The sequence below is a fragment of the Streptomyces echinoruber genome (genome assembly GCF_014651135.1).
GTDB lineage: Bacteria > Actinomycetota > Actinomycetes > Streptomycetales > Streptomycetaceae > Streptomyces > Streptomyces echinoruber.
In genome coordinates, this window is record NZ_BMWH01000010.1 from 1 (window position 1) to 20,331 (window position 20,331).

11 protein-coding genes and 1 tRNA gene are annotated in these 20,331 nt (G+C 71.6%); 10 read left to right on the top strand and 2 right to left on the bottom strand.

Features of this window, described 5'->3' with window-relative positions; genetic code table 11:
• The first annotated feature begins 172 nt into the window (after nucleotides 1-172).
• Together IE225_RS14100 and IE225_RS14105 are read left to right on the top strand one after the other, a co-directional pair.
• Complete coding sequence (locus tag IE225_RS14100; protein WP_190057960.1) at nucleotides 173-847, top strand: DegT/DnrJ/EryC1/StrS family aminotransferase; 675 nt, start codon at nucleotides 173-175, stop codon at nucleotides 845-847.
• Between the two features lie 40 nt (nucleotides 848-887).
• Nucleotides 888-963, top strand: a tRNA-Thr gene (locus IE225_RS14105).
• Between the two features lie 116 nt (nucleotides 964-1,079).
• On the opposite strand, the gene IE225_RS14110 is transcribed toward IE225_RS14105, so the two are convergent.
• Complete coding sequence (locus IE225_RS14110; protein ID WP_190057832.1) at nucleotides 1,080-3,830, bottom strand: SpoIIE family protein phosphatase; 2,751 nt, start codon at nucleotides 3,828-3,830, stop codon at nucleotides 1,080-1,082.
• A 371-nt stretch (nucleotides 3,831-4,201) separates the two neighbouring features.
• Here IE225_RS14110 and IE225_RS14115 point away from each other — a divergent pair, with 371 nt between their 5' ends.
• The 8 genes from IE225_RS14115 to IE225_RS14150 all read left to right on the top strand — a co-directional run bounded on the left by IE225_RS14115 (nucleotide 4,202) and on the right by IE225_RS14150 (nucleotide 18,388).
• Nucleotides 4,202-9,667 carry a HAMP domain-containing protein gene (locus IE225_RS14115; protein WP_190057833.1) on the top strand — a complete coding sequence of 1,822 codons (5,466 nt, stop codon included), beginning with the start codon at nucleotides 4,202-4,204 and terminating at the stop codon, nucleotides 9,665-9,667.
• A gap of 275 nt (nucleotides 9,668-9,942) precedes the next feature.
• Complete coding sequence (locus IE225_RS14120; RefSeq protein ID WP_190057834.1) at nucleotides 9,943-10,623, top strand: response regulator; 681 nt, start codon at nucleotides 9,943-9,945, stop codon at nucleotides 10,621-10,623.
• A gap of 306 nt (nucleotides 10,624-10,929) precedes the next feature.
• Complete coding sequence (locus IE225_RS14125) at nucleotides 10,930-13,704, top strand: DNA translocase FtsK (RefSeq protein WP_190057835.1); 2,775 nt, start codon at nucleotides 10,930-10,932, stop codon at nucleotides 13,702-13,704.
• A gap of 390 nt (nucleotides 13,705-14,094) precedes the next feature.
• The gene (locus tag IE225_RS14130) at nucleotides 14,095-14,937 is read left to right on the top strand and encodes a helix-turn-helix domain-containing protein (protein WP_190057961.1); all 843 of its coding nucleotides are present in this window, start codon (nucleotides 14,095-14,097) and stop codon (nucleotides 14,935-14,937) included.
• Between the two features lie 92 nt (nucleotides 14,938-15,029).
• On the top strand, nucleotides 15,030-16,514 hold the full coding sequence (gene rimO / locus IE225_RS14135) for a 30S ribosomal protein S12 methylthiotransferase RimO (protein ID WP_190057836.1): 1,485 nt from the start codon (nucleotides 15,030-15,032) through the stop codon (nucleotides 16,512-16,514).
• On the top strand, nucleotides 16,511-17,353 hold the full coding sequence (gene pgsA, locus IE225_RS14140) for a CDP-diacylglycerol--glycerol-3-phosphate 3-phosphatidyltransferase (RefSeq protein WP_190057837.1): 843 nt from the start codon (nucleotides 16,511-16,513) through the stop codon (nucleotides 17,351-17,353). The genes rimO and pgsA overlap by 4 nt, the downstream gene beginning before the upstream one ends.
• Complete coding sequence (locus IE225_RS14145) at nucleotides 17,350-17,895, top strand: CinA family protein (protein WP_190057838.1); 546 nt, start codon at nucleotides 17,350-17,352, stop codon at nucleotides 17,893-17,895. Before pgsA ends, IE225_RS14145 begins: the two co-directional genes overlap by 4 nt.
• Before the next feature lie 109 nt (nucleotides 17,896-18,004).
• Entirely contained in the window at nucleotides 18,005-18,388 is a 384-nt protein-coding gene (locus tag IE225_RS14150; RefSeq protein WP_190057839.1) for a helix-turn-helix domain-containing protein, read from the top strand.
• 951 nt (nucleotides 18,389-19,339) lie between these two features.
• On the opposite strand, the gene IE225_RS14155 is transcribed toward IE225_RS14150, so the two are convergent.
• Nucleotides 19,340-20,182 (bottom strand): Fpg/Nei family DNA glycosylase, encoded by an 843-nt coding sequence (locus IE225_RS14155; protein ID WP_190057840.1) that lies wholly within the window; start codon nucleotides 20,180-20,182, stop codon nucleotides 19,340-19,342.
• Between the last annotated feature and the right edge of the window lie 149 nt (nucleotides 20,183-20,331).

The following is a 20,331-nucleotide window of genomic DNA, read 5'->3' on the forward strand; positions in this document are numbered from 1 at the left end:
CTTACAGCGCCGATGGTACTGCAGGGGGGACCCTGTGGGAGAGTAGGACGCCGCCGAACAATTATTCAGAGGGTCGGACCCGAACTTCGGTTCAGGGTCCGGCCCTCTTTTTTTGTGCGTCACCTCGTGTTCACGTTCCGCAACCAGCATCCCCGCCATGGGTACTGCTGCAATGCTCGCAACCGCCGGCGTCGGAGTCGGTGACGAGGTCGTCGTGCCGGCGTTCGGGAACGCCGAGGTGGCCGAGGCCGTGGCGCAGGTCGGCGCGGAGCCGGTGTTCGCGGACATAGATCCGGTCACGTACTGCCTCGACGCGTCCGCGGTGGAGGCGGCGGTGACCCCGCGTACGGCGGCCGTGGTCGTCGTCCACCGCTTCGGGCGGACGGCGGACATGGCGGGGCTGCGCGCCGTGGGGCAGCGGCACGGGCTTCTGGTGCTGGAGCAAGGGGAGTCGGCGGCGCCGTACGACGAGGTGGCGCAGCGCCGGCAGCGGGCCGCGTACCTGGACGCACGGCTGAAGGGCGTGCGGACGCCCGAGGGTGGGGACGGGCACACCTATCAGCAGTACGTCGTGCGGGTGCCCGGGAACGGGCGGCCGGATCGGGACGCGTTCGCACGGGCTCTGCGGACCAGGGGAGTTGACTGCCGGGTGCCGGTCAAGACGCCCGTGCACCGGCTGCCGGAGTTCCGGCGGTGGGTGTCGTTGCCGGAGACCGAGCGGGCCGCGGACGAGACGCTGGCGCTGCCGGTGGACGCTTCGTTGACCAGGCGGGAGATGCAGCGGATCGTGTCGGCGTGCAACGCGCTCGGAGGTCTGGTTGGGAGCACGGCTGTGTTCGGGGTATGATCTATTCCGTTGCCGCGGGGAATCCCGCGAAACGCAACCGGCCCCTATAGCTCAGTCGGCAGAGCGTCTCCATGGTAAGGAGAAGGTCAACGGTTCGATTCCGTTTGGGGGCTCCAGCAGTGAAGAAGACCCCGCCCTTTCGGTCGGGGTCTTCTTCGTTCCTCGCTCTCCGGTTCTCCGGGGGAACTCCCGGGTTTTCCGGAGCTTTTCGGAGCCTCTCGGATCTTCTCGGTCAGTCCTGCTGGATGCCGGCCACGCGCATCGCCAGGATCGCCATGTCGTCGGACGGGGCGTCCGACGCGAAGCGCTCCACCGCGCGCATGACGCGGGCGGCGACCGCGCCGGCCGTGAGGCCCGTGCAGGTGGTGAGCACGTCGGCGAGGCCGTCGTCGCCGAGCATGCGGCGGCCCTCGCGGCGCTCGGTGACACCGTCCGTGACGCACAGCAGGACGTCGCCGGGGTCGAGGACGACCGTCTCCTCGTACAGTTCCAGGTCGTCCATGACGCCGAGCAGCGGCTGCGGTTCGGCGGCCGGTTCCACGGTGCCGTCCTGGCGCAGGCGCAGCGGCAGCGGGTGGCCGGCGCAGACGACCTTCAGGACCGCGCTGCCGTCCTGCTGCGGTCGTACCTCGCCGTAGAGCAGGGTGAGGAAACGGCTGCGTTCGCCCTCGTCGAGGATGGCCGAGTTGAGGCGCTCCAGGACCGCGGGGCCGCCGAAGCCCTCGCGGGCGAGAAGGCGCAGGGCGTGCCGGGCCAGGCCGGTCACCGCGGCCGCCTCCGGGCCCGTGCCGCACACGTCGCCGATGGCGAAGCCGTAGGCGCCGTCGTGGATGGGGAAGACGTCGTAGAAGTCGCCGCCGACCTCGTTGCCCTCGCCGGCCGCGCGGTAGATGACCTCCACCTCGACGCCCTCGATCTCGGGGAGTTCCGGCGGCAGGAGGCTGCGCTGGAGGGACTGGCTGATGGCCGTGCGCTCGGAGTAGAGGCGGGCGTTGTCCAGGGCGAGAGCGGCGCGGCGGCTCAAGTCCTCGGCGAGCTCCAGGATTTCCTGGCGGAAGTGCTCGTCGGTGGGCTTGCCCAGGGTGAGCATGCCGATGACGCGGTTGCGGGCGACCAGCGGCAGGACGACCGTCTCACCGCCCACCGCCTGGGCGGTGGCCAGGGTCGGGCCGACCGTGGCGCCGACGCGGTGGGGGGAGTCGCCGAGGCTGAGGCTGTGCATGGAGCTGCGCAGTGCCGACTGGCGGGCGGCTTCGCCGGGGGCGCTCCACAGGCGGGCGCCGGGAGTGGGCACCGGGTCCGGGGGCGGGATCTTCGACAGCAAGGACTTGATGCCGTCGATGAGTTCCTCGTCCTCGTGCAGAACGTACGACAGATACGGTTCGGAGGCCTGGTCGGCGATCGTGTAGACCGCGCACCAGGTGGCCAGGGTGGGGACCGTCATCTGGGCCATCAGCGCCAGCGTCTGGTCGCGGTCCAGGGTGCCGGCGAGGAGGTCGGAGGCCTCGACGAGGAAGCTGAGCGAGCCGCGGCGCAGGCGTTCCAGCTCACCGAGACGGGCGGACTCGACGGCGAGCGCGATGCGGTCGGCGGCGAACTGCAGGCGCAGCGCATCCTCGTTGGAGTAGCGGCCGGGGGCTTCGGCGGCGACGCCGAGGGAGCCGGTGAGGCGGCCCTCCACCTTGAGCGGGACGGTGACGACCGAGCGCATGCCGGTGCCGGCGAGCAGGGGTACGGCGCCGGGGACGGCGGTGAGGTCGTCGTGGACGGCGGGCATGCGGGCCGAGCCGTAGCGGCCGGGGCCGGCCTCGACGGGGACGCGGGCGAAGCGCTGGCGGGCGGAGGGCAGACCGGTGGAGGCGCGGACCTCCAGCTCCGTCTCGTCGTCGGTCGCCAGCAGCAGGAAGGCGGCGTCACCGTCGAGCATGTCGCGGGCGCGCTCGACCGTGCGCTGCAGCAGGCCGTCGAGGTCGTCGGGGGCCGGGGAGCCGATGAACACCTCGAACGGGTCGCTGCTCTGGCTGTCGGAGGTGGACTTCTGGTCGGCGGAGGTCAGGCGCACCGGCGTCTGCAGGACGGCCCGTTCGTGGTCGCGGACCAGGAGGCAGACGGTGGAGGGCTCGCCGTCGGTGTCGCGGACCCGCAAGTGGGAGGCGTAGACGGGGATGACGCGGCCGGTGGCGGCGCGGATGCCGTAACTGCCCTCCCAGCGGGAGAGCTGGAGGGCCTCGGCGATGCCGGTGCCGGTGCCGGGGGTGTGCGGCCAGGCGGCGAGGTCGGTCAGGGGCTTGCCGATGACCTGGTCGGCGCCGTGGCCGAACAGCTCCTCCGCGTCCTCGTTCCAGGCGGTGATGGTGCCGGCGCGGTCGATCTGCACGACGGCGACGCGGACCCGGCCGTCGGCGAGGGGGAGGAGATCGGCGGGCAGCGGCGGGCCGGCGGCGCGGGTGCCGACCGGGCGCTGCGGAAGGTCGAGTTGGAACCAGACGTTCTTGTGGGTGGGGGTGTACTCCACGCCCCAGCGGCCGGCCAGGGCGGCGCACAGCTGCAGGCCACGGCCGCCCTCGCGGTCGGGGCTGCCCATGTTGACGGCGGTGGACTGGACGGGGATCTCGCGCTCGGGGTAGCGGTCGGAGACCTCGATGCGCACGCCCTCGTCGCTGCGCAGGCAGCGCACCTCCGCGGAGGTGCCGGCGTGTACGACGGCGTTGGTGACCAACTCGCTGGTGAGGACCACCGCGTCGTCGACGATGTCGGCGAAGCCCCAGCCCTGGAGGGTGTCGCGGACGAAGGATCTGGCGCTTGCGACCGATCGGCCGACGGGCTCGAAGGTGGCGGCCGCGCGCGCGGTGATCACAGAACTCCTCGACCGGTTGTCGACGTGCAGGGCTTCCGGACCGACCGGCTCGCGCCGCTGTTCCGGCAGTGCGTCCGTCGGCCGGGGGTCCGAGGGCTGGTCCCCCGGGATCAGTCCGGTGGTCATTGCGGCCGCCCCTCCGATGCCCGCTCGTTCCCGTGCCACCGCCCAGGCCGGACGAACCGGCGCGGCTGGACAGCCGCATGCAAGGTTACTTACCTTCGCCGTCCGAGCGGATGCCGGTCACCGGTGTTTTCCGTTCCGAGGGTGTGCGGACGATGTGCGAAGCTGCCGAACTGTTATGGCCTGGTTCGGCCGGGATGAAACACTGGGCAGGCTTCCGGTAAGGCCAGGGCGGCCTGCGTGCGGCCCGCGCGCGGCGGGCAGGGGCCCGGTGGGGCCCATGGGCCGGACCGGGAGTACGCGGCAGCGAACGGATGCCCGAGCAGTGGTACCCGAACACGGCAGTAACGGTCGATCCCTGCGGGAGGGACACAGTGGAGTCTGGCACAGCGACGCGGAGCACGAAGACGCGCGCGAAGGGCGGACCGTCCCTGGAGAGCCGGCGTGCCCAGCGCGCGGGGACCACCGTGGTGGAGACGGCCGCCCTGAACCGGCTGCTGGCCGCTCTGACGGCGATGCGGGACGGCAACTTCCGCAAGCGGCTCACGGTGTCCGGGGACGGCGTGATGGCGGAGATCGCGGCGGTCTTCAACGAGGTGGCCGACCGCAATCTGCACCTGACGGGCGAGCTGTCGCGGGTGCGCCGCATGGTGGGCCGTGAGGGAAAACTCACAGAACGGCTGGAAACGGGCGCCTGCGAGGGGTCGTGGGCGGCGGCGATCGACGCCTCGAACGCGCTCGTCGACGATCTGGTGTGGCCCGTCAGCGAGGTCGGCCGGGTGCTGTCGGCGGTCGCCGAGGGCGACCTGTCCCCGCGGATGGACCTGCGCACCCAGACGCCGGAGGGGCCGGGGCATCCGCTGCGCGGCGAGTTCCTGAAGGTCGCGCGGACCGTGAACAACCTCGTCGACCAGCTGTCGACGTTCACCGACGAGGTCACCCGGGTGGCCAGCGAGGTCGGCACCGAGGGCAAGCTCGGCGGGCAGGCGCGGGTGCGCGGCATGTCCGGGTCGTGGCGGGACCTGACGGACGCCGTGAACACCATGGCGTCCCGGCTGACCGCGCAGGTGCGCGACATCGCCCTGGTGACCACCGCCGTGGCCAAGGGCGACCTGTCCCGCAAGGTCACCGTGCACGTCGAGGGCGAGATGCTGGAGCTGAAGAACACCGTCAACACGATGGTGGACCAGCTCTCCGCGTTCTCCTCCGAGGTGACCCGGGTGGCGCGCGAGGTCGGCACCGAGGGCATCCTCGGCGGTCAGGCGCAGGTGCCGGGCGTGGCCGGGGTGTGGAAGGAGCTCACCGACTCCGTCAACACGATGGCGGGGAACCTCACCTCCCAGGTGCGGGAGATCGCCGAGGTGACGACGGCCGTCGCCAACGGCGATCTGTCGCGGAAGGTGACCGTGCCGGCCCGCGGCGAGGTGGCGCAGCTCGCCGAGACGATCAACCAGATGACCGAGACGCTGCGCATCTTCGCCGACGAGGTCACGCGGGTGGCCAACGAGGTCGGCGCCGAGGGGCGGCTCGGCGGGCAGGCGAACGTGCCGGGCGCGGCCGGCATCTGGAAGGACCTGACGGACTCGGTCAACACCGTGTTCCGGAACCTGACCACGCAGGTGCGCGACATCGCCGCCGTGACGACGGCGGTGGCCAACGGCGACCTGTCGCAGAAGGTCACCGTCGACGTGGCCGGCGAGATGCTGGAGCTGAAGAACACCGTCAACGGCATGGTGGACCAGCTCCAGGCGTTCGGTGCCGAGGTCACGCGCGTGGCCCGCGAGATCGGTGTCGAAGGCGAGCTGGGCGGTCAGGCGCAGGTGCCGGGCGCGGCCGGTACGTGGAAGGACCTGACGGACTCCGTCAACACCGCGTTCCGCAACCTCACTGGTCAGGTACGCAACATCGCCCAGGTGACGACGGCGGTGGCCAACGGCGACCTGTCGCAGAAGGTCACCGTGGACGTCTCCGGCGAGATGCTGCAGCTGAAGAACACCGTCAACACGATGGTGGACCAGCTGTCGTCGTTCGCCGACCAGGTGACGCGGATGGCGCGGGACGTGGGCACCGAGGGCCGGCTGGGCGGTCAGGCCGTCGTCCCCGGGGTCTCCGGCACCTGGAAGGAGCTGACGGACTCCGTCAATTTCATGGCGGGCAACCTCACCAACCAGGTGCGGCAGATCGCGCAGGTGACGACCGCGATCGCCAAGGGCGACCTGACGAAGAAGATCGACATCGACGCGCGCGGGGAGATCCTGGAGCTGAAGGACACCATCAACACGATGGTCGACCAGCTCTCCGCGTTTGCCGAGCAGGTGACCCGGGTCGCGCGCGAGGTGGGCACCGAGGGCCGGCTGGGCGGTCAGGCGCAGGTGCCGGGTGTGGCCGGCGTGTGGCGGGACCTGACGGACTCGGTGAACGGCATGGCCGGCAACCTCACCGCGCAGGTCCGCAACATCGCGCAGGTCGCCACCGCCGTGGCGCGCGGCGACCTGTCGCAGAAGATCACCGTGGACGCGCGCGGGGAGATCCTGGAGCTGAAGAACACCATCAACACGATGGTGGACCAGCTCTCCTCGTTCGCCGAGGAGGTCACCCGGGTGGCCCGCGAGGTCGGCACCGAGGGCCGGCTGGGCGGCCAGGCGGAGGTGCAGGGGGTCTCCGGCACCTGGAAGGACCTCACGCAGTCCGTGAACGGCATGGCCAACAACCTGACCATGCAGGTGCGCAACATCGCCGAGGTGACGACCGCGGTCGCCAAGGGCGACCTGTCGAAGAAGATCACCGTCGACGCCAAGGGCGAGATCCTGGAGCTGGTCACCACCGTCAACACGATGGTCGACCAGCTGTCGTCGTTCGCCGAGCAGGTCACGCGCGTGGCCCGCGAGGTGGGCACCGAGGGCATCCTGGGCGGCCAGGCGCACGTGCCGGGCGTCACCGGCATCTGGAAGGACCTCAGCGACAACGTCAACCTGATGGCCAACAACCTGACCATGCAGGTGCGCAACATCTCCCAGGTGGCCGCGGCCGTCGCCAACGGCGACCTGACGCGGACGGTGACGATCGAGGCGCGCGGCGAGGTGGCGCAGCTCGCCGACACCTTCAACACCATGGTCAAGACGCTGAGTTCGTTCGCCGACCAGGTCACCAAGGTGGCCCGCGAGGTGGGCACGGACGGCATCCTGGGCGGTCAGGCGTACGTGCCCGGGGTGGCCGGCACCTGGAAGGACCTCACCGAGTCGGTGAACCAGATGGCGTCCAACCTGACCGGGCAGGTGCGCAACATCGCCATGGTCACCACCGCGATCGCCAAGGGCGACCTGACGAAGAAGATCGACATCGACGCGCGCGGCGAGATCCTGGAGCTGAAGACCACGATCAACACGATGGTGGACCAGCTCTCGTCGTTCGCCGAGGAGGTCACCCGGGTGGCCCGCGAGGTGGGCACCGAGGGACGGCTCGGCGGGCAGGCGCGGGTGCGGGACGTCGACGGCACCTGGCGGGACCTGACGGAGTCCGTGAACGAGATGGCCGGGAACCTCACCCGGCAGGTGCGGGCCATCGCGCGGGTGGCGACCGCGGTGACCCGCGGCGATCTGAACCTGAAGATCGACGTCGACGCGGCCGGCGAGATCCAGGAACTCCAGGACTACATCAACAAGATGATCGCCAACCTGCGCGACACCACGATCGCCAACAAGGAGCAGGACTGGCTCAAGGGCAACCTGGCCCGCATCTCCCAGCTGATGCAGGGCCGCCGCGATCTGGAGGACGTCGCCTCGCTGATCATGAGCGAGCTGACGCCGGTGGTGTCCGCGCAGCATGGCGCGTTCTTCGTCGCGATGCCGCTGGTCGACGGCGAGGACCTCGACGACGACACCGACTACGAGCTGCGGATGCTGGGCTCGTACGGCTACTCGATGGGCTCCATGCCGACGTCGTTCCGGCCCGGCGAGGCGCTGATCGGGACGGCCGCGCAGGAGAAGCGCACGATCCTGGTGGAGAACGCGCCCAGCGGCTACCTGAAGATCGCCTCCGGGCTCGGCGAGGCGCCGCCCGCGCAGGTCATCGTGATTCCGCTGCTGTTCGAGGGCAAGGTGCTCGGCGTGATCGAGCTGGCGTCCTTCACACCGTTCACCCAGATCCAGAAGGACTTCCTCAGCCAGATCGCCGAGATGATCGCCACCAGCGTCAACACCATCTCGGTCAACACCAAGACCGAGCGGCTGCTGAAGCAGTCGCAGGAGCTCACCGAGCAACTGCGCATCCGGTCGGCCGAGTTGGAGCAGCGGCAGAAGGCCCTGCAGGCGTCCAACGCCGAACTGGAGGAGAAGGCCGAGCTGCTGGCCCGGCAGAACCGCGACATCGAGGTGAAGAACACCGAGATCGAGGAGGCGCGGCAGGTGCTGGAGGAGCGTGCCGAGCAGCTCGCGGTCTCCATGCGCTACAAGAGCGAGTTCCTCGCCAACATGTCGCACGAGCTGCGCACGCCGCTCAACTCGCTGCTGATCCTGGCCAAGCTGCTCGCCGACAACGCCGAGGGCAACCTCACCCCGAAGCAGGTGGAGTTCGCCGAGACCATCCACGGCGCCGGTTCCGACCTGCTGCAGCTCATCAACGACATCCTCGACCTGTCCAAGGTCGAGGCGGGCAAGATGGACGTCTCCCCGACGCGCATCGCGCTCGTCCAGCTCGTCGACTACGTCGAGGCCACCTTCCGGCCGCTGACCGCGGAGAAGGGCCTGGATCTGTCCGTACGGGTCTCGCCGGAGCTGCCCGCGACCCTGCACACCGACGAGCAGCGGCTGCTGCAGGTGCTGCGCAACCTGCTGTCCAACGCGGTGAAGTTCACCGACTCCGGGTCGGTGGAGCTGGTCATCCGGCCGGCCCGGGACGAGGTGCCGCAGTCGATCCGGGAGCAGCTGCTGGAGTCCGGTTCGATCAGCGACCCGGACGCGGAGCTGATCGCGTTCTCGGTGACCGACACCGGCATCGGCATCGCGGCCAGCAAGATGCGGGTGATCTTCGAGGCGTTCAAGCAGGCCGACGGCACCACCAGCCGCAAGTACGGCGGTACGGGCCTGGGGCTGTCCATCTCGCGGGAGATCGCGCACCTGCTCGGCGGCGAGATCCACGCGCAGAGCGAGCCGGGGCGCGGCTCGACGTTCACGCTCTACCTGCCGCTGCGCCCCGGCGACCTGCCGCCGCAGGGGTCCCCGCAGGCCGCGGAGCCGGAGGGCGAGGAACTGGGCATGCTGGACGCGCTGCCCTCGCAGCTGTCCGGGGCGCAGGTCGAGACGCCGGCCGAGGTGAAGTCGTACCAGGAGACGCAGAACGGCCCCGCGGCGCTCTTCCGGCGCCGCCGCCGGGCCGCTCTGCCGCCCGCCGAGCAGCGCACCGGGCACGACGAGTTGTCGGCCGCCGAGCAGGACACGGCGCCGCAGCCGCACCGCGGGATGCGGTTCAACGGCGAGAAGGTGCTCATCGTCGACGACGACATCCGCAACGTGTTCGCGCTCACCAGCGTCCTCGAACAGCACGGCCTGTCGGTGCTGTACGCCGAGAACGGCCGGGAGGGCATCGAGGTGCTGGAGCAGCACGAGGACGTGGCGGTCGTCCTGATGGACATCATGATGCCCGAGATGGACGGGTACGCGACGACCACGGCGATCCGCCGGATGCCGCAGTTCGCGGGGCTGCCGATCATCGCGCTGACCGCGAAGGCGATGAAGGGCGACCGGGAGAAGGCGATCGAGTCGGGCGCCTCCGACTACGTGACCAAGCCGGTCGACCCCGACCACCTGCTGACGGTGATGAAGCAGTGGATGCGGGGCGAGTGACGTCGTGTCCCCCGTGCATGTGAAGGTGCCGGCGAAAGGGGCGGAGGTCGTGTAGAAGGACGGGATCCGGGGAACCTTCTGGTCTCCCGCTGCGTTTCTGCTACGTGCACAGTGACATCGCGGTGACAGGGTGTGGCGACAGGCAGGGTGCGGCTACGATGACCGGCACAAGGACGGGCGGCGCAAGGGAGTCGTCCCCTGGGGCCGCACCCGCCGGTGCGTCCCCAGGTCCTGCGGACAGGGGCGGCCCCAAGCCGGGTCGAGGAGGGCGGGCCATGGTGCAGAAGGCCAAGATCCTCCTGGTCGATGACCGGCCGGAGAATCTGTTGGCGCTGGAGGCCATCCTCTCTGCGCTGGATCAGACGCTGGTGCGTGCATCGTCCGGGGAGGAAGCGCTCAAGGCACTGCTGACGGACGACTTCGCGGTGATTCTGCTCGACGTCCAGATGCCGGGCATGGACGGGTTCGAGACGGCCGCGCACATCAAGCGGCGGGAGCGGACCCGGGACATCCCGATCATCTTCCTCACCGCGATCAACCACGGCCCGCACCACACCTTCCGGGGATACGCGGCGGGCGCGGTCGACTACATCTCCAAGCCGTTCGACCCGTGGGTGCTGCGCGCGAAGGTCTCGGTCTTCGTCGACCTGTACATGAAGAACTGCCAGCTCAAGGAGCAGGCGGCGCTGCTGCGGCTGCAGTTGGAGGGCGGCAAGGGCGGCTCCGGCGAGGGCAAGGACTCCGCCGGCCTGCTCGCCGAGCTCTCCGCCCGCCTCGCCGCCGTCGAGGAGCAGGCCGAGGCCCTCTCCAAGCAGCTCAACGACGAGTCCGCCGACGCGGCCGCGGTCGCCACGGCGGCCCATCTCGAACGCAAGCTCACCGGCCTGCGGCGGGCCCTGGACGCCCTGGAGCCCGGCACGGGCAGCGCGTCGTCGCTGCCGTCGCAGAACACCTGACGAGCAACTGACGAACACCTGACGGCGACCGGGGACGGGGTGCGCGCCACCGGCCGCACATCCCGGACGGCGCCCCTTCCGCCGCGGGGGCGGCCGGGCGGTGCCTGCGGCGCTCCTGTCCCCGGGTACGCCCGAGGGCGGGGGCGGGAGTCCGTGCCGTGGGCCCGTCCCCGGGAGCGTGCGAGGTGCGCCCGCGCCGGCCGGCGGTGAGGCGGCGTCAGTTCGCGGGCCGGACACGGGCGACACGAACGGGTGAAGCTGTGGGCACACGTGTCCACCGGGGCCTGCGCAGGTAACCTCACACCCATGGCCTCACGTCCCTCCGCAGCCAAGAAGCAGCCCGCGAAACGGGCTGCCGCTCCCGCGAAGGCTCCGGCGAAGAAGGCCCCCGCCAAGAAGGCGCCCGCGAAGAAGGCCCCGGCCAGGAAGGCCGTGGCGAAGAAGCCCGCCCCGAAACCGGCACCGAGCCCCACCGGGGGCGTGTACCGGGTGGTCCGCGCCCTCTGGCTCGGCCTGGCGCACGCCGTCGGCGCCGTCTTCCGTGGCATAGGGCAGGGCGCGAAGAACCTCGACCCGGCGCACCGCAAGGACGGCGTCGCGCTGCTGCTGCTCGGCATCGCCCTGATCGTCGCCGCCGGCACCTGGGCCGACCTGCGCGGCCCGGTGGGCGAGCTGGTGGAGATCCTCGTCACCGGCACCTTCGGCCGGCTCGACCTGCTGGTGCCGGTGGTGCTGGCGGTCATCGCCGGCCGCTTCATGCGGCACCCGGAGCAGCCGGAGGCCAACGGCCGTATCGTCATCGGCCTGTCCGCCCTCCTCGTCGGCGTGCTCGGCCAGGTCCACATCGCCTGCGGCGCGCCCGCCCGCAGCAACGGCATGCAGGCCATAAGGGACGCCGGCGGCCTCATCGGCTGGGCCGCGGCCACCCCGCTGACGTACGCCCTGGGCGAGGCGCTCGCCGTGGCGCTGCTGGTACTGCTGACGGTCTTCGGGCTGCTGGTGGTCACCGCCACCCCGGTCAACGCCATCCCGCAGCGGCTGCGCCGGCTCGGCGTCGGCCTGGGCATCCTGCACGACCCCGCGGACGACGAGGAGTTCCCGGCCGAGGAGCAGTACGACGACGAGTGGCGCGCGGCGCAGCCCGCCCGGTCCCGCCGGCGCCACCCGGCCGCCCCGGCGTCCGGCCAGGCGTACGACCCCGACAGCGCCGAGCAGGAGGCCCTCGCCCGGCGCCGCGGCCGGCCCCGGCGCTCCGCCGTGCCGCAGCCCGAGATGGGCCGTCCGATGGACGCCGTGGACGTCGCCGCGGCCGCGGCCGCCGCGCTCGACGGCGCCGTCCTGCACGGCATGCCGCCCTCTCCCGTGGTCGCCGACCTCACCCAGGGCGTCGGCACGGGCGAGCGCGAACCGACCACCCCGGTGCCCGCCCCGTCCGCCGTACCGGCCGCCCGCCCCCAGCAGGAGCGGCTGCCGCAGGAGACGCCGCGGAGGAACGGCGAGCCGCAGCAGGCCCCGGCCGAGCCGGCCGTCCCCGACCTCACCAAGAGGCCGCCCGCCGAGCCGCGCGACCTGCCGCCGCGTGCCGAACAGCTCCAGCTCTCCGGCGACATCACCTACGCCCTGCCGTCGCTGGACCTGCTGCGGCGCGGCGGACCCGGCAAGGCGCGCAGCGCCGCCAACGACGCCATCGTCGCCGCGCTGACCACCGTCTTCACCGAGTTCAAGGTGGACGCGCGCGTCACCGGCTTCACGCGCGGGCCGACGGTCACGCGCTACGAGGTCGAGCTGGGCCCCGCCGTGAAGGTCGAGCGGATCACCGCGCTCACCAAGAACATCGCCTACGCCGTCGCCAGCCCGGACGTGCGCATCATCAGCCCGATCCCGGGCAAGTCGGCGGTCGGCATCGAGATCCCGAACACCGACCGGGAGATGGTCAACCTCGGCGACGTGCTGCGCCTGGCGGAGTCGGCCGAGGACGACGATCCGATGCTGGTGGCCTTCGGCAAGGACGTCGAGGGCGGCTACGTCATGCACAGCCTGGCGAAGATGCCCCACCTGCTGGTGGCCGGCGCCACCGGCTCCGGCAAGTCGTCCTGCATCAACTGCCTGATCACCTCGATCATGATGCGGGCCACCCCGGAGGACGTCCGGATGATCCTCGTCGACCCCAAGCGGGTCGAGCTCACCGCGTACGAGGGCATTCCGCACCTGATCACGCCGATCATCACCAACCCCAAGCGGGCCGCCGAGGCGCTGCAGTGGGTCGTACGCGAGATGGACCTGCGCTACGACGACCTGGCGGCGTACGGCTTCCGGCACATCGACGACTTCAACGCGGCCGTGCGCGCGGGCAAGGTGAAGCCGCAGGAGGGCAGCGAGCGCGAACTCCAGCCCTATCCCTACCTGCTCGTCATCGTCGACGAGCTCGCCGACCTGATGATGGTCGCGCCGCGCGACGTCGAGGACGCCATCGTGCGCATCACCCAGCTCGCGCGCGCGGCCGGCATCCACCTGGTGCTGGCCACGCAGCGGCCGTCCGTCGACGTGGTCACCGGTCTCATCAAGGCCAACGTGCCCTCGCGGCTGGCGTTCGCCACCTCCTCGCTGGCCGACTCGCGCGTCATCCTCGACCAGCCCGGCGCGGAGAAGCTGATCGGCAAGGGCGACGGGCTGTTCCTGCCGATGGGGGCGAGCAAGCCGGTGCGCATGCAGGGCGCCTTCGTGACCGAGGAGGAGGTCGCGGACGTCGTCGCGCACTGCAAGGCGCAGATGACACCGGTCTTCCGGGACGACGTCGTCGTCGGCACCCAGCAGAAGAAGGAGATCGACGAGGACATCGGCGACGACCTCGACCTGCTGTGCCAGGCGGCCGAACTCGTCGTCTCCACGCAGTTCGGGTCGACGTCGATGCTGCAGCGCAAGCTGCGCGTCGGCTTCGCCAAGGCGGGGCGCCTGATGGACCTGATGGAGTCGCGCGGGATCGTCGGCCCCAGCGAGGGCTCCAAGGCGCGGGACGTGCTGGTGAAACCCGACGACCTGGACGGCGTGCTGGCGATGATCCGGGGCGAGACCGAGGGATGAAAGAGGGATGACCGAGGGCTGGGCGGGCGGAGCCGGGGACGGACGGGGCGCGGCGGGGGCCGGACGGGCCGGGCACGCGGGCCGGGCGGGGCGGAGGCGGGGGACGAACGGGACGGACACGGGGGAAAGAGGGATAGGACGGGCCCGGTGCGGGCAGGCGCGGACTGTGACCCACCCGTTAGAGAGCGCCGAGCAACCGTTTCCCTTTGGCATACGTCAAGTTGAGCGAAACGCCAGCCGCGGGCCGCACCCTGGCCCGTGGCCCCCGCCCTCGGAGTGTCCGGCCATTCCGATGGCGTACAAAGTGCCACCGCCCGCTTGCCCCACCCTTTCGTACCCCGCCTAGACTGAGTCTCCAGCATGGCGGCCATACGCTCGAAAGGCGCCCCCGTGTCCATCGGCAACTCCCCTGAAGACGAGCGTCCGTTCGAAGACGACCGCGAGGAAGTCCGCCCCTCCGTCGGCCATGCCCTCAAACAGGCGCGTATCGCCGCCGGCCTGACCATCGACGACGTCAGCACCGCCACCCGGGTCCGCATCGCCATCGTGCGCGCCATCGAGGCGGACAACTTCGCTCCCTGCGGCGGGGACGTCTACGCCCGCGGACACATCCGCACCCTGGCCCGCGCCGTGCACCTGGACCCGGCCCCCCTGATCGCCCAGTACGACGCCGAGCACGGCGGCCGCCCGGCCCCGACCCCGGCCGCGCCCCTGTTCGAGGCGGAGCGGATCCGGCCCGAGCGGCGCGGCCCCAACTGGACCGCCGCCATGGTCGCCGCCATCGTGGCCGTCGTCGGCTTCGTCGCCTTCACCGCGTTCAAGGGCGGCGACGACGGCCACGGCACCCAGGCCCAGGTCGCCGAGGGCTCCACGCCCACCGGGAGCAAGCCCGCCTCGCCGACCCCCAAGAGCAGCAAGCCCGCCGACCAGAAGGCCGAGCCGTCCGACAGCGCCATCGCGGCCGCGCCCCAGGACAAGGTGACCGTCCAGGTCAGCGCCGCCAACGGACGCAGCTGGATCTCCGCCAAGGACCACAACGGGCGGCTGCTGTTCGACGGGCTGCTGAAGAAGGGCCAGACCAAGACCTTCCAGGACGATTCCAAGATCAACCTGCTGCTCGGCGACGCGGGCGCCATCGACCTGTACGTCAACGGCAAGAAGATCGAGGACGACTTCCGGCCGGGGGCCGTGGAGCGCCTGACGTACACCAAGGGCGACCCGCAGGTCGGATAATCGGGCGGGAAGCGCGCAGGGCGGTACGGGCCGGTCAGGCCGGGCCAACCCGTCGACCGGGGACGTCGGCGGGACGAAGTAGTCTTGAGCCCATGCCTGAACGCCGTACCGTCGCCCTCGTCACGCTCGGCTGCGCCCGTAACGAAGTGGACTCCGAGGAGCTCGCCGGCCGTCTGGAGGCGGACGGCTGGCAGCTCGTGGAGGACGCCGCGGACGCGGATGTCGCAGTCGTGAACACGTGCGGCTTCGTCGACGCCGCCAAGAAGGACTCCGTCGACGCCCTCCTGGAGGCCAACGACCTCAAGGGCCACGGCAGAACCAAGGCGGTGGTGGCCGTCGGCTGCATGGCCGAGCGGTACGGCAAGGAACTCGCCGAGGCCCTGCCGGAGGCCGACGGCGTGCTCGGCTTCGACGACTACGCGAACATCTCCGACCGGCTGCGGACCATCCTCAGCGGCGGCGTGCACGCCCCGCACACCCCGCGCGACCGGCGCAAGCTGCTGCCGATCAGCCCCGTGGAGCGGCAGAGCGCCGGCGCGCAGGTCTCCCTTCCGGGACACGGCCCGGCCGACCTGCCCGAGGGCGTCGCCCCCGCCTCCGGACCCCGCCCGCCGCTGCGCCGCCGCCTGGACGGCTCCCCGGTCGCCTCCGTCAAGCTCGCCTCCGGCTGCGACCGGCGCTGCTCCTTCTGCGCCATCCCCTCCTTCCGGGGCTCCTTCATCTCCCGCCGCCCGGCGGACGTGCTGGGCGAGACGCGGTGGCTGGCCGAGCAGGGCGTGAAGGAGATCATGCTGGTCTCCGAGAACAACACCTCCTACGGCAAGGACCTCGGCGACATCCGCCTGCTGGAGGCGCTGCTGCCCGAACTCGCCGAGGTCGACGGCATCGAGCGGGTGCGCGTCAGCTACCTGCAGCCGGCCGAGATGCGCCCTGGCCTGATCGACGTGCTGACCTCCACCCCGAAGGTCGCCCCCTACTTCGACCTGTCCTTCCAGCACTCCGCGCCCGGCGTGCTGCGCGCCATGCGGCGCTTCGGCGACACCGACCGCTTCCTGGAACTGCTCGACACCATCCGCTCCAAGGCCCCGCAGGCCGGCGTGCGCTCCAACTTCATCGTCGGCTTCCCCGGCGAGACCGAGGCCGACCTGGCCGAACTGGAACGGTTCCTCAACCACGCCCGCCTCGACGCCATCGGTGTCTTCGGCTACTCGGACGAGGAGGGCACGGAGGCGGCGACGTACGACAACAAGCTCGACGAGGACGTCGTCGCCGAGCGCCTCGCGCATATCTCCCGGCTGGCCGAGGAACTCGTCTCCCAGCGTGCCGAGGAGCGCGTCGGCGAGACCGTGCACGTCCTCGTCGAGTCCGTCGACGACGAGGAGGGGGTGTACGGCCGCGCAGCGCACCAGGCGCCCGAGACGGACGGCCAGGTGCTGCTCACGAGCGGCGAGGGCCTGGACGTCGGCCGTATGGTCGAGGCGAAGGTGGTCGGCACCGAGGGAGTCGATCTGGTGGCCGAGCCGCTGCGGGACCCCTTCGAGGACCGGGCCGCGGGCAGTGAGGAGGCGGGCAGATGACCGGAGTCCCGGCTTCCGCGGCGGGGGGCTCCTCCGGCGCGCACGGAGCCGCCGCGGGCGCGGCGTCCGGCGCCGTCGCGGGGACCGCCGGCCGTGCGGCGCCGGGGGCTTCCCACAGCCACGGCGAGCAGAGTGCGACGACGGGCGCGGCGGGACGGACCGGCCCGGCGGACGCCGCGGACGCGGCGACGGGCGGGCAGGCAGCGGTGAAGCCCGCGCGGGGCGGGAAGCTGGCGGCCGCCGCGGTGAACCAGGCGAGCGTGTGGAACGTCGCCAACCTGCTGACCATGCTCCGGCTGGTCCTGGTGCCCGGCTTCGTGGTGCTGATGCTGGCCGGCGGCGGTTACGACCCGGCCTGGCGCTCGCTCGCCTGGGCGGCCTTCGCCATTGCCATGATCACCGACCTGTTCGACGGTCACCTGGCCCGCAGGTACGACCTCGTCACCGACTTCGGCAAGATCGCCGACCCCATCGCCGACAAGGCGATCATGGGGGCGGCGCTGATCTGTCTCTCCGCCCTGGGCGACCTGCCGTGGTGGGTGACGGCGGTGATCCTGGGGCGGGAACTCGGGATCACCCTGCTGCGTTTCCTGGTCATCCGCTACGGCGTGATCCCCGCCAGCCGCGGCGGCAAGCTGAAGACACTGACGCAGGGCGTCGCCGTCGGCATGTACGTGCTGGTGCTGACGGGGTGGCTGGCCACTGTGAGGTTCTGGGTGATGGCCGTGGCGGTCGTCCTGACCGTGGTGACCGGGCTCGACTATGTGAAACAGGCCATTGTGCTGCGCAGGCGAGGAATCGCCGGGAGCGGAAAAGCGTTGGAGGAGTCGGAAGGGTGAGTTCCGCGGCCACCGAACTGGTGCGACTACTGACGGTGAGAGGCGAGACGGTCGCCGTCGCCGAGTCCCTCACCGGTGGCCTGGTCGCGGCGGAGATCACCTCGGTGCCGGGGGCCTCCAAGGTCTTCCGGGGCTCGGTCACCGCCTACGCCACGGAACTCAAACACGAACTGCTCGGTGTGGACGCCGCCCTGCTGGCCACTCGAGGAGCGGTGGATCCGCAGGTCGCGGCCCAGATGGCGGCCGGTGTGCGCAAGGCGCTCGACGCCGACTGGGGCCTGGCGACCACCGGGGTCGCCGGCCCGGACCCCCAGGACGGACAGCCGGTGGGCACGGTCTTCGTGGCCGTGGACGGACCCTTTGGGGCGGACTCCGGAGTCGCCGAAGGCGGGAAAGTGACCTCGCTGCGGTTGAACGGCGACCGGGCGGAAATTCGTAGAGAGAGTGTACGGAGCGTGCTCGCACTGCTCACGGAGCGGATTGCGGGCGAACAGACCGGGAATGAGCGGGCACAGGATACGGAACGGAACGGGGGGTTTTGATGTTTGCAGCCCTGAGTGAACACAGCATCGCTCCCCGCACGGCCGCGGCGCGAGGCGGTACGGTGGGGCGTGAAGGATGCGGCTACGCGGTCCGAGGAGGGAGCCACCGATGATTCTGCTCCGTCGCCTGCTGGGTGACGTGCTGCGTCGGCAGCGCCAACGCCAGGGCCGTACTCTGCGCGAAGTCTCCTCGTCCGCCCGAGTCTCACTCGGCTATCTCTCCGAGGTGGAGCGGGGGCAGAAGGAGGCTTCCTCCGAACTGCTCGCCGCGATCTGCGACGCGCTGGACGTACGGATGTCCGAGCTCATGCGGGAAGTGAGCGACGAGCTCGCCCTCGCCGAGCTGGCCCAGTCCGCTGCGGCCACCCCCAGCGAGCCGGTGCCGTCGGGACCGGTCCGTCCGATGCTGGGCTCCGTGTCGGTGGCCGGCGTCTCACCGGAGCGGGTGACCATCAAGGCGCCCGCGGAAGCCGTGGACGTCGTCGCCGCCTAGCGGTCCCCGCCCCCCGTACGCGGCCTGTGCGGGTCGCGCACCGAACGCCAACCGAAGACGTGTGCAGAAGGCTCCGGTCGGGGCCTCTCCGGTGAGACCCGGAGGGGCGCGGCCGGGGTCTTTTGCGCCTCTTTGGGCTGGTGCGTTCCCTGGGTACCGCTGTTGCTGCTGGGTGCTGCTGTGCGTCGCCGGTCGTGCTTTGCGCTCGGCGCCCTGTCGGGGTCCGGTGGTGCTCGGTGCTCGGTGCTCGGTGCTCGGTGCGCGGTGCGCGGTGCTTCGTGTGCTCCGTGCGGTCCGGTTGTGCTTTGTGCTTCGCATGTTTCGCGCGGTCCGGTTGTGCTCCGTTTGCCGGTGGGGAGTGGGGCGGTCATGGTGAAGGGACGCGGTGCGGGCGGTTCCGGGGCCGCGCGGTCCCCTTCCGGCGGGCGGATGGTGTGTCGGGTGTCCGTCGTGCGGTGTCCTGCCCGGCGGGGCGGCGTGCGGTGTCCGGCGTTCGGCTGGAGGTGGCTGCCATGGCGGGGCGGACGGTGCGCTGGGGGACGGCCGCGGGGCTCGGCGCGGTGTGGTGGTGGGCCGTGCTGCGGCTGGCGCTGGTGCGCGACGCGGGAGCCTGGGAGGGGGCGGTGGCTGCCGGGGGGTGGGGGTTGAGTCTGTTGCCGGTGCACTGTGTGCCGAAGGAGCGCGCGGACGGTGCCGTGAGCGCCGGGAGGTGGGTCCGGGCGGTGCGGACGGTGTTGGGGCCTGCGTTGCCGGGTGGGGACGGGGACGTGGGGCGCGGTGAGAGGCGCGGGACGGGGGGTGAGGAGTCGCGTCGGGGGCGGGATGAGACGTGGCCGGAGTGAGGTGCGTCGCGGCGGACGGCGATCACGGAGCTGACAGGGCGGTGAGGAAAAGGAGCGGCTGGGGGAGAACGTCCGGTGGCTCGGTGGTTGCCCGGTGGTGGCCCGGGCGTCAGCGGGGTGTGCCGGGGCGGAGACGGCGGGGCGCGGAGGTGCCCGGGGCGGGGGCCGGGCCGGGTTGGCAGGTCGGGCACCAGTACGTGGGGCGCTCGCGGGTGCCGTCCCCCTGGTCGGCCACGCGGATCGGCGTGCCGCAGCGCAGGCAGGGGCGGGGTGCGCGGCCGTAGACGAAGAGGTCCGAACCGCGGCGGAAGGTGGTGGTGCGCACCGGGCGGTCGCGGTTGGCCTCCAGCAGCCTCCTGGCGAGCCCGGGCAGCCGCGCGGCACGGTCGGCGGGGAGGGCGCCGACGGGCAGCCAGGGGGTGACACCGAGCAGGAAGCACAGCTCGCACTTGTAGATGTTGCCGATGCCGGCGAGGTTGCGCTGGTCGAGCAGGGCCTCGCCGAGTGGGCGGGCGGGGTCGGCGAGGAGGTTGGCCAGGGCGCGGTCCGGGTCCCAGTCGGGGCCCAGCAGGTCGGGACCGAGGTGGCCCACGGCCCGCTCCTCGTCGCTCGTGCGCATCAGCTCCAGGACCGGGAGGCGGTAGCCGACGGCCGTGTGGTCCGCGGTGCCGAGGATCGCCCGGATCTGGTGTCCCGGGCCGCCGCTCCAGCGCTGCCCGGTGGCGTACACCTTCCAGGCACCGTCCATCCGCAGGTGCGAGTGGAGCGTCAGGCCGCCCTCGACCCGGGCGAGCAGGTGCTTGCCGCGGGGGGTGACGTCCAGGACCCTGCGGCCGGTCAGGTCCGCGGTGGCGTACCGGGGGACCCGCAGGTCGCTGCGGGTCAGCACACGGCCCGCGAGCGCGCCGTGCAGCCGCTTCGCGGCCTGCCAGACCGTGTCACCTTCGGGCATGGGTCAAGGGTCGCACGATGGCGGCACGGAGGTGGCGGGCCGGTGAAGGACGGCGGTGGACGTACGGCGGCCACCGCGCAGGCGCTGCCGGGGACGCCGTGTCCTGGGGTGCCGGCCGTCCGGGCCGTCGGCCATCGAGGCCGCCGGCC

Excerpts from the sequence above, each read along its gene's own strand:
- IE225_RS14110 (WP_190057832.1), bottom strand. The coding sequence starts at position 3,830 with ATGACCACCGGACTGATCCCGGGGGACCAGCCCTCGGACCCCCGGCCG.
- IE225_RS14155 (WP_190057840.1), bottom strand. The coding sequence starts at position 20,182 with ATGCCCGAAGGTGACACGGTCTGGCAGGCCGCGAAGCGGCTGCACGGC.
- IE225_RS14100 (WP_190057960.1), top strand. The coding sequence starts at position 173 with ATGCTCGCAACCGCCGGCGTCGGAGTCGGTGACGAGGTCGTCGTGCCG.
- IE225_RS14120 (WP_190057834.1), top strand. The coding sequence starts at position 9,943 with ATGGTGCAGAAGGCCAAGATCCTCCTGGTCGATGACCGGCCGGAGAAT.
- rimO (WP_190057836.1), top strand. The coding sequence starts at position 15,030 with ATGCCTGAACGCCGTACCGTCGCCCTCGTCACGCTCGGCTGCGCCCGT.
- IE225_RS14125 (WP_190057835.1), top strand. The coding sequence starts at position 10,930 with ATGGCCTCACGTCCCTCCGCAGCCAAGAAGCAGCCCGCGAAACGGGCT.
- pgsA (WP_190057837.1), top strand. The coding sequence starts at position 16,511 with ATGACCGGAGTCCCGGCTTCCGCGGCGGGGGGCTCCTCCGGCGCGCAC.
- IE225_RS14150 (WP_190057839.1), top strand. The coding sequence starts at position 18,005 with ATGATTCTGCTCCGTCGCCTGCTGGGTGACGTGCTGCGTCGGCAGCGC.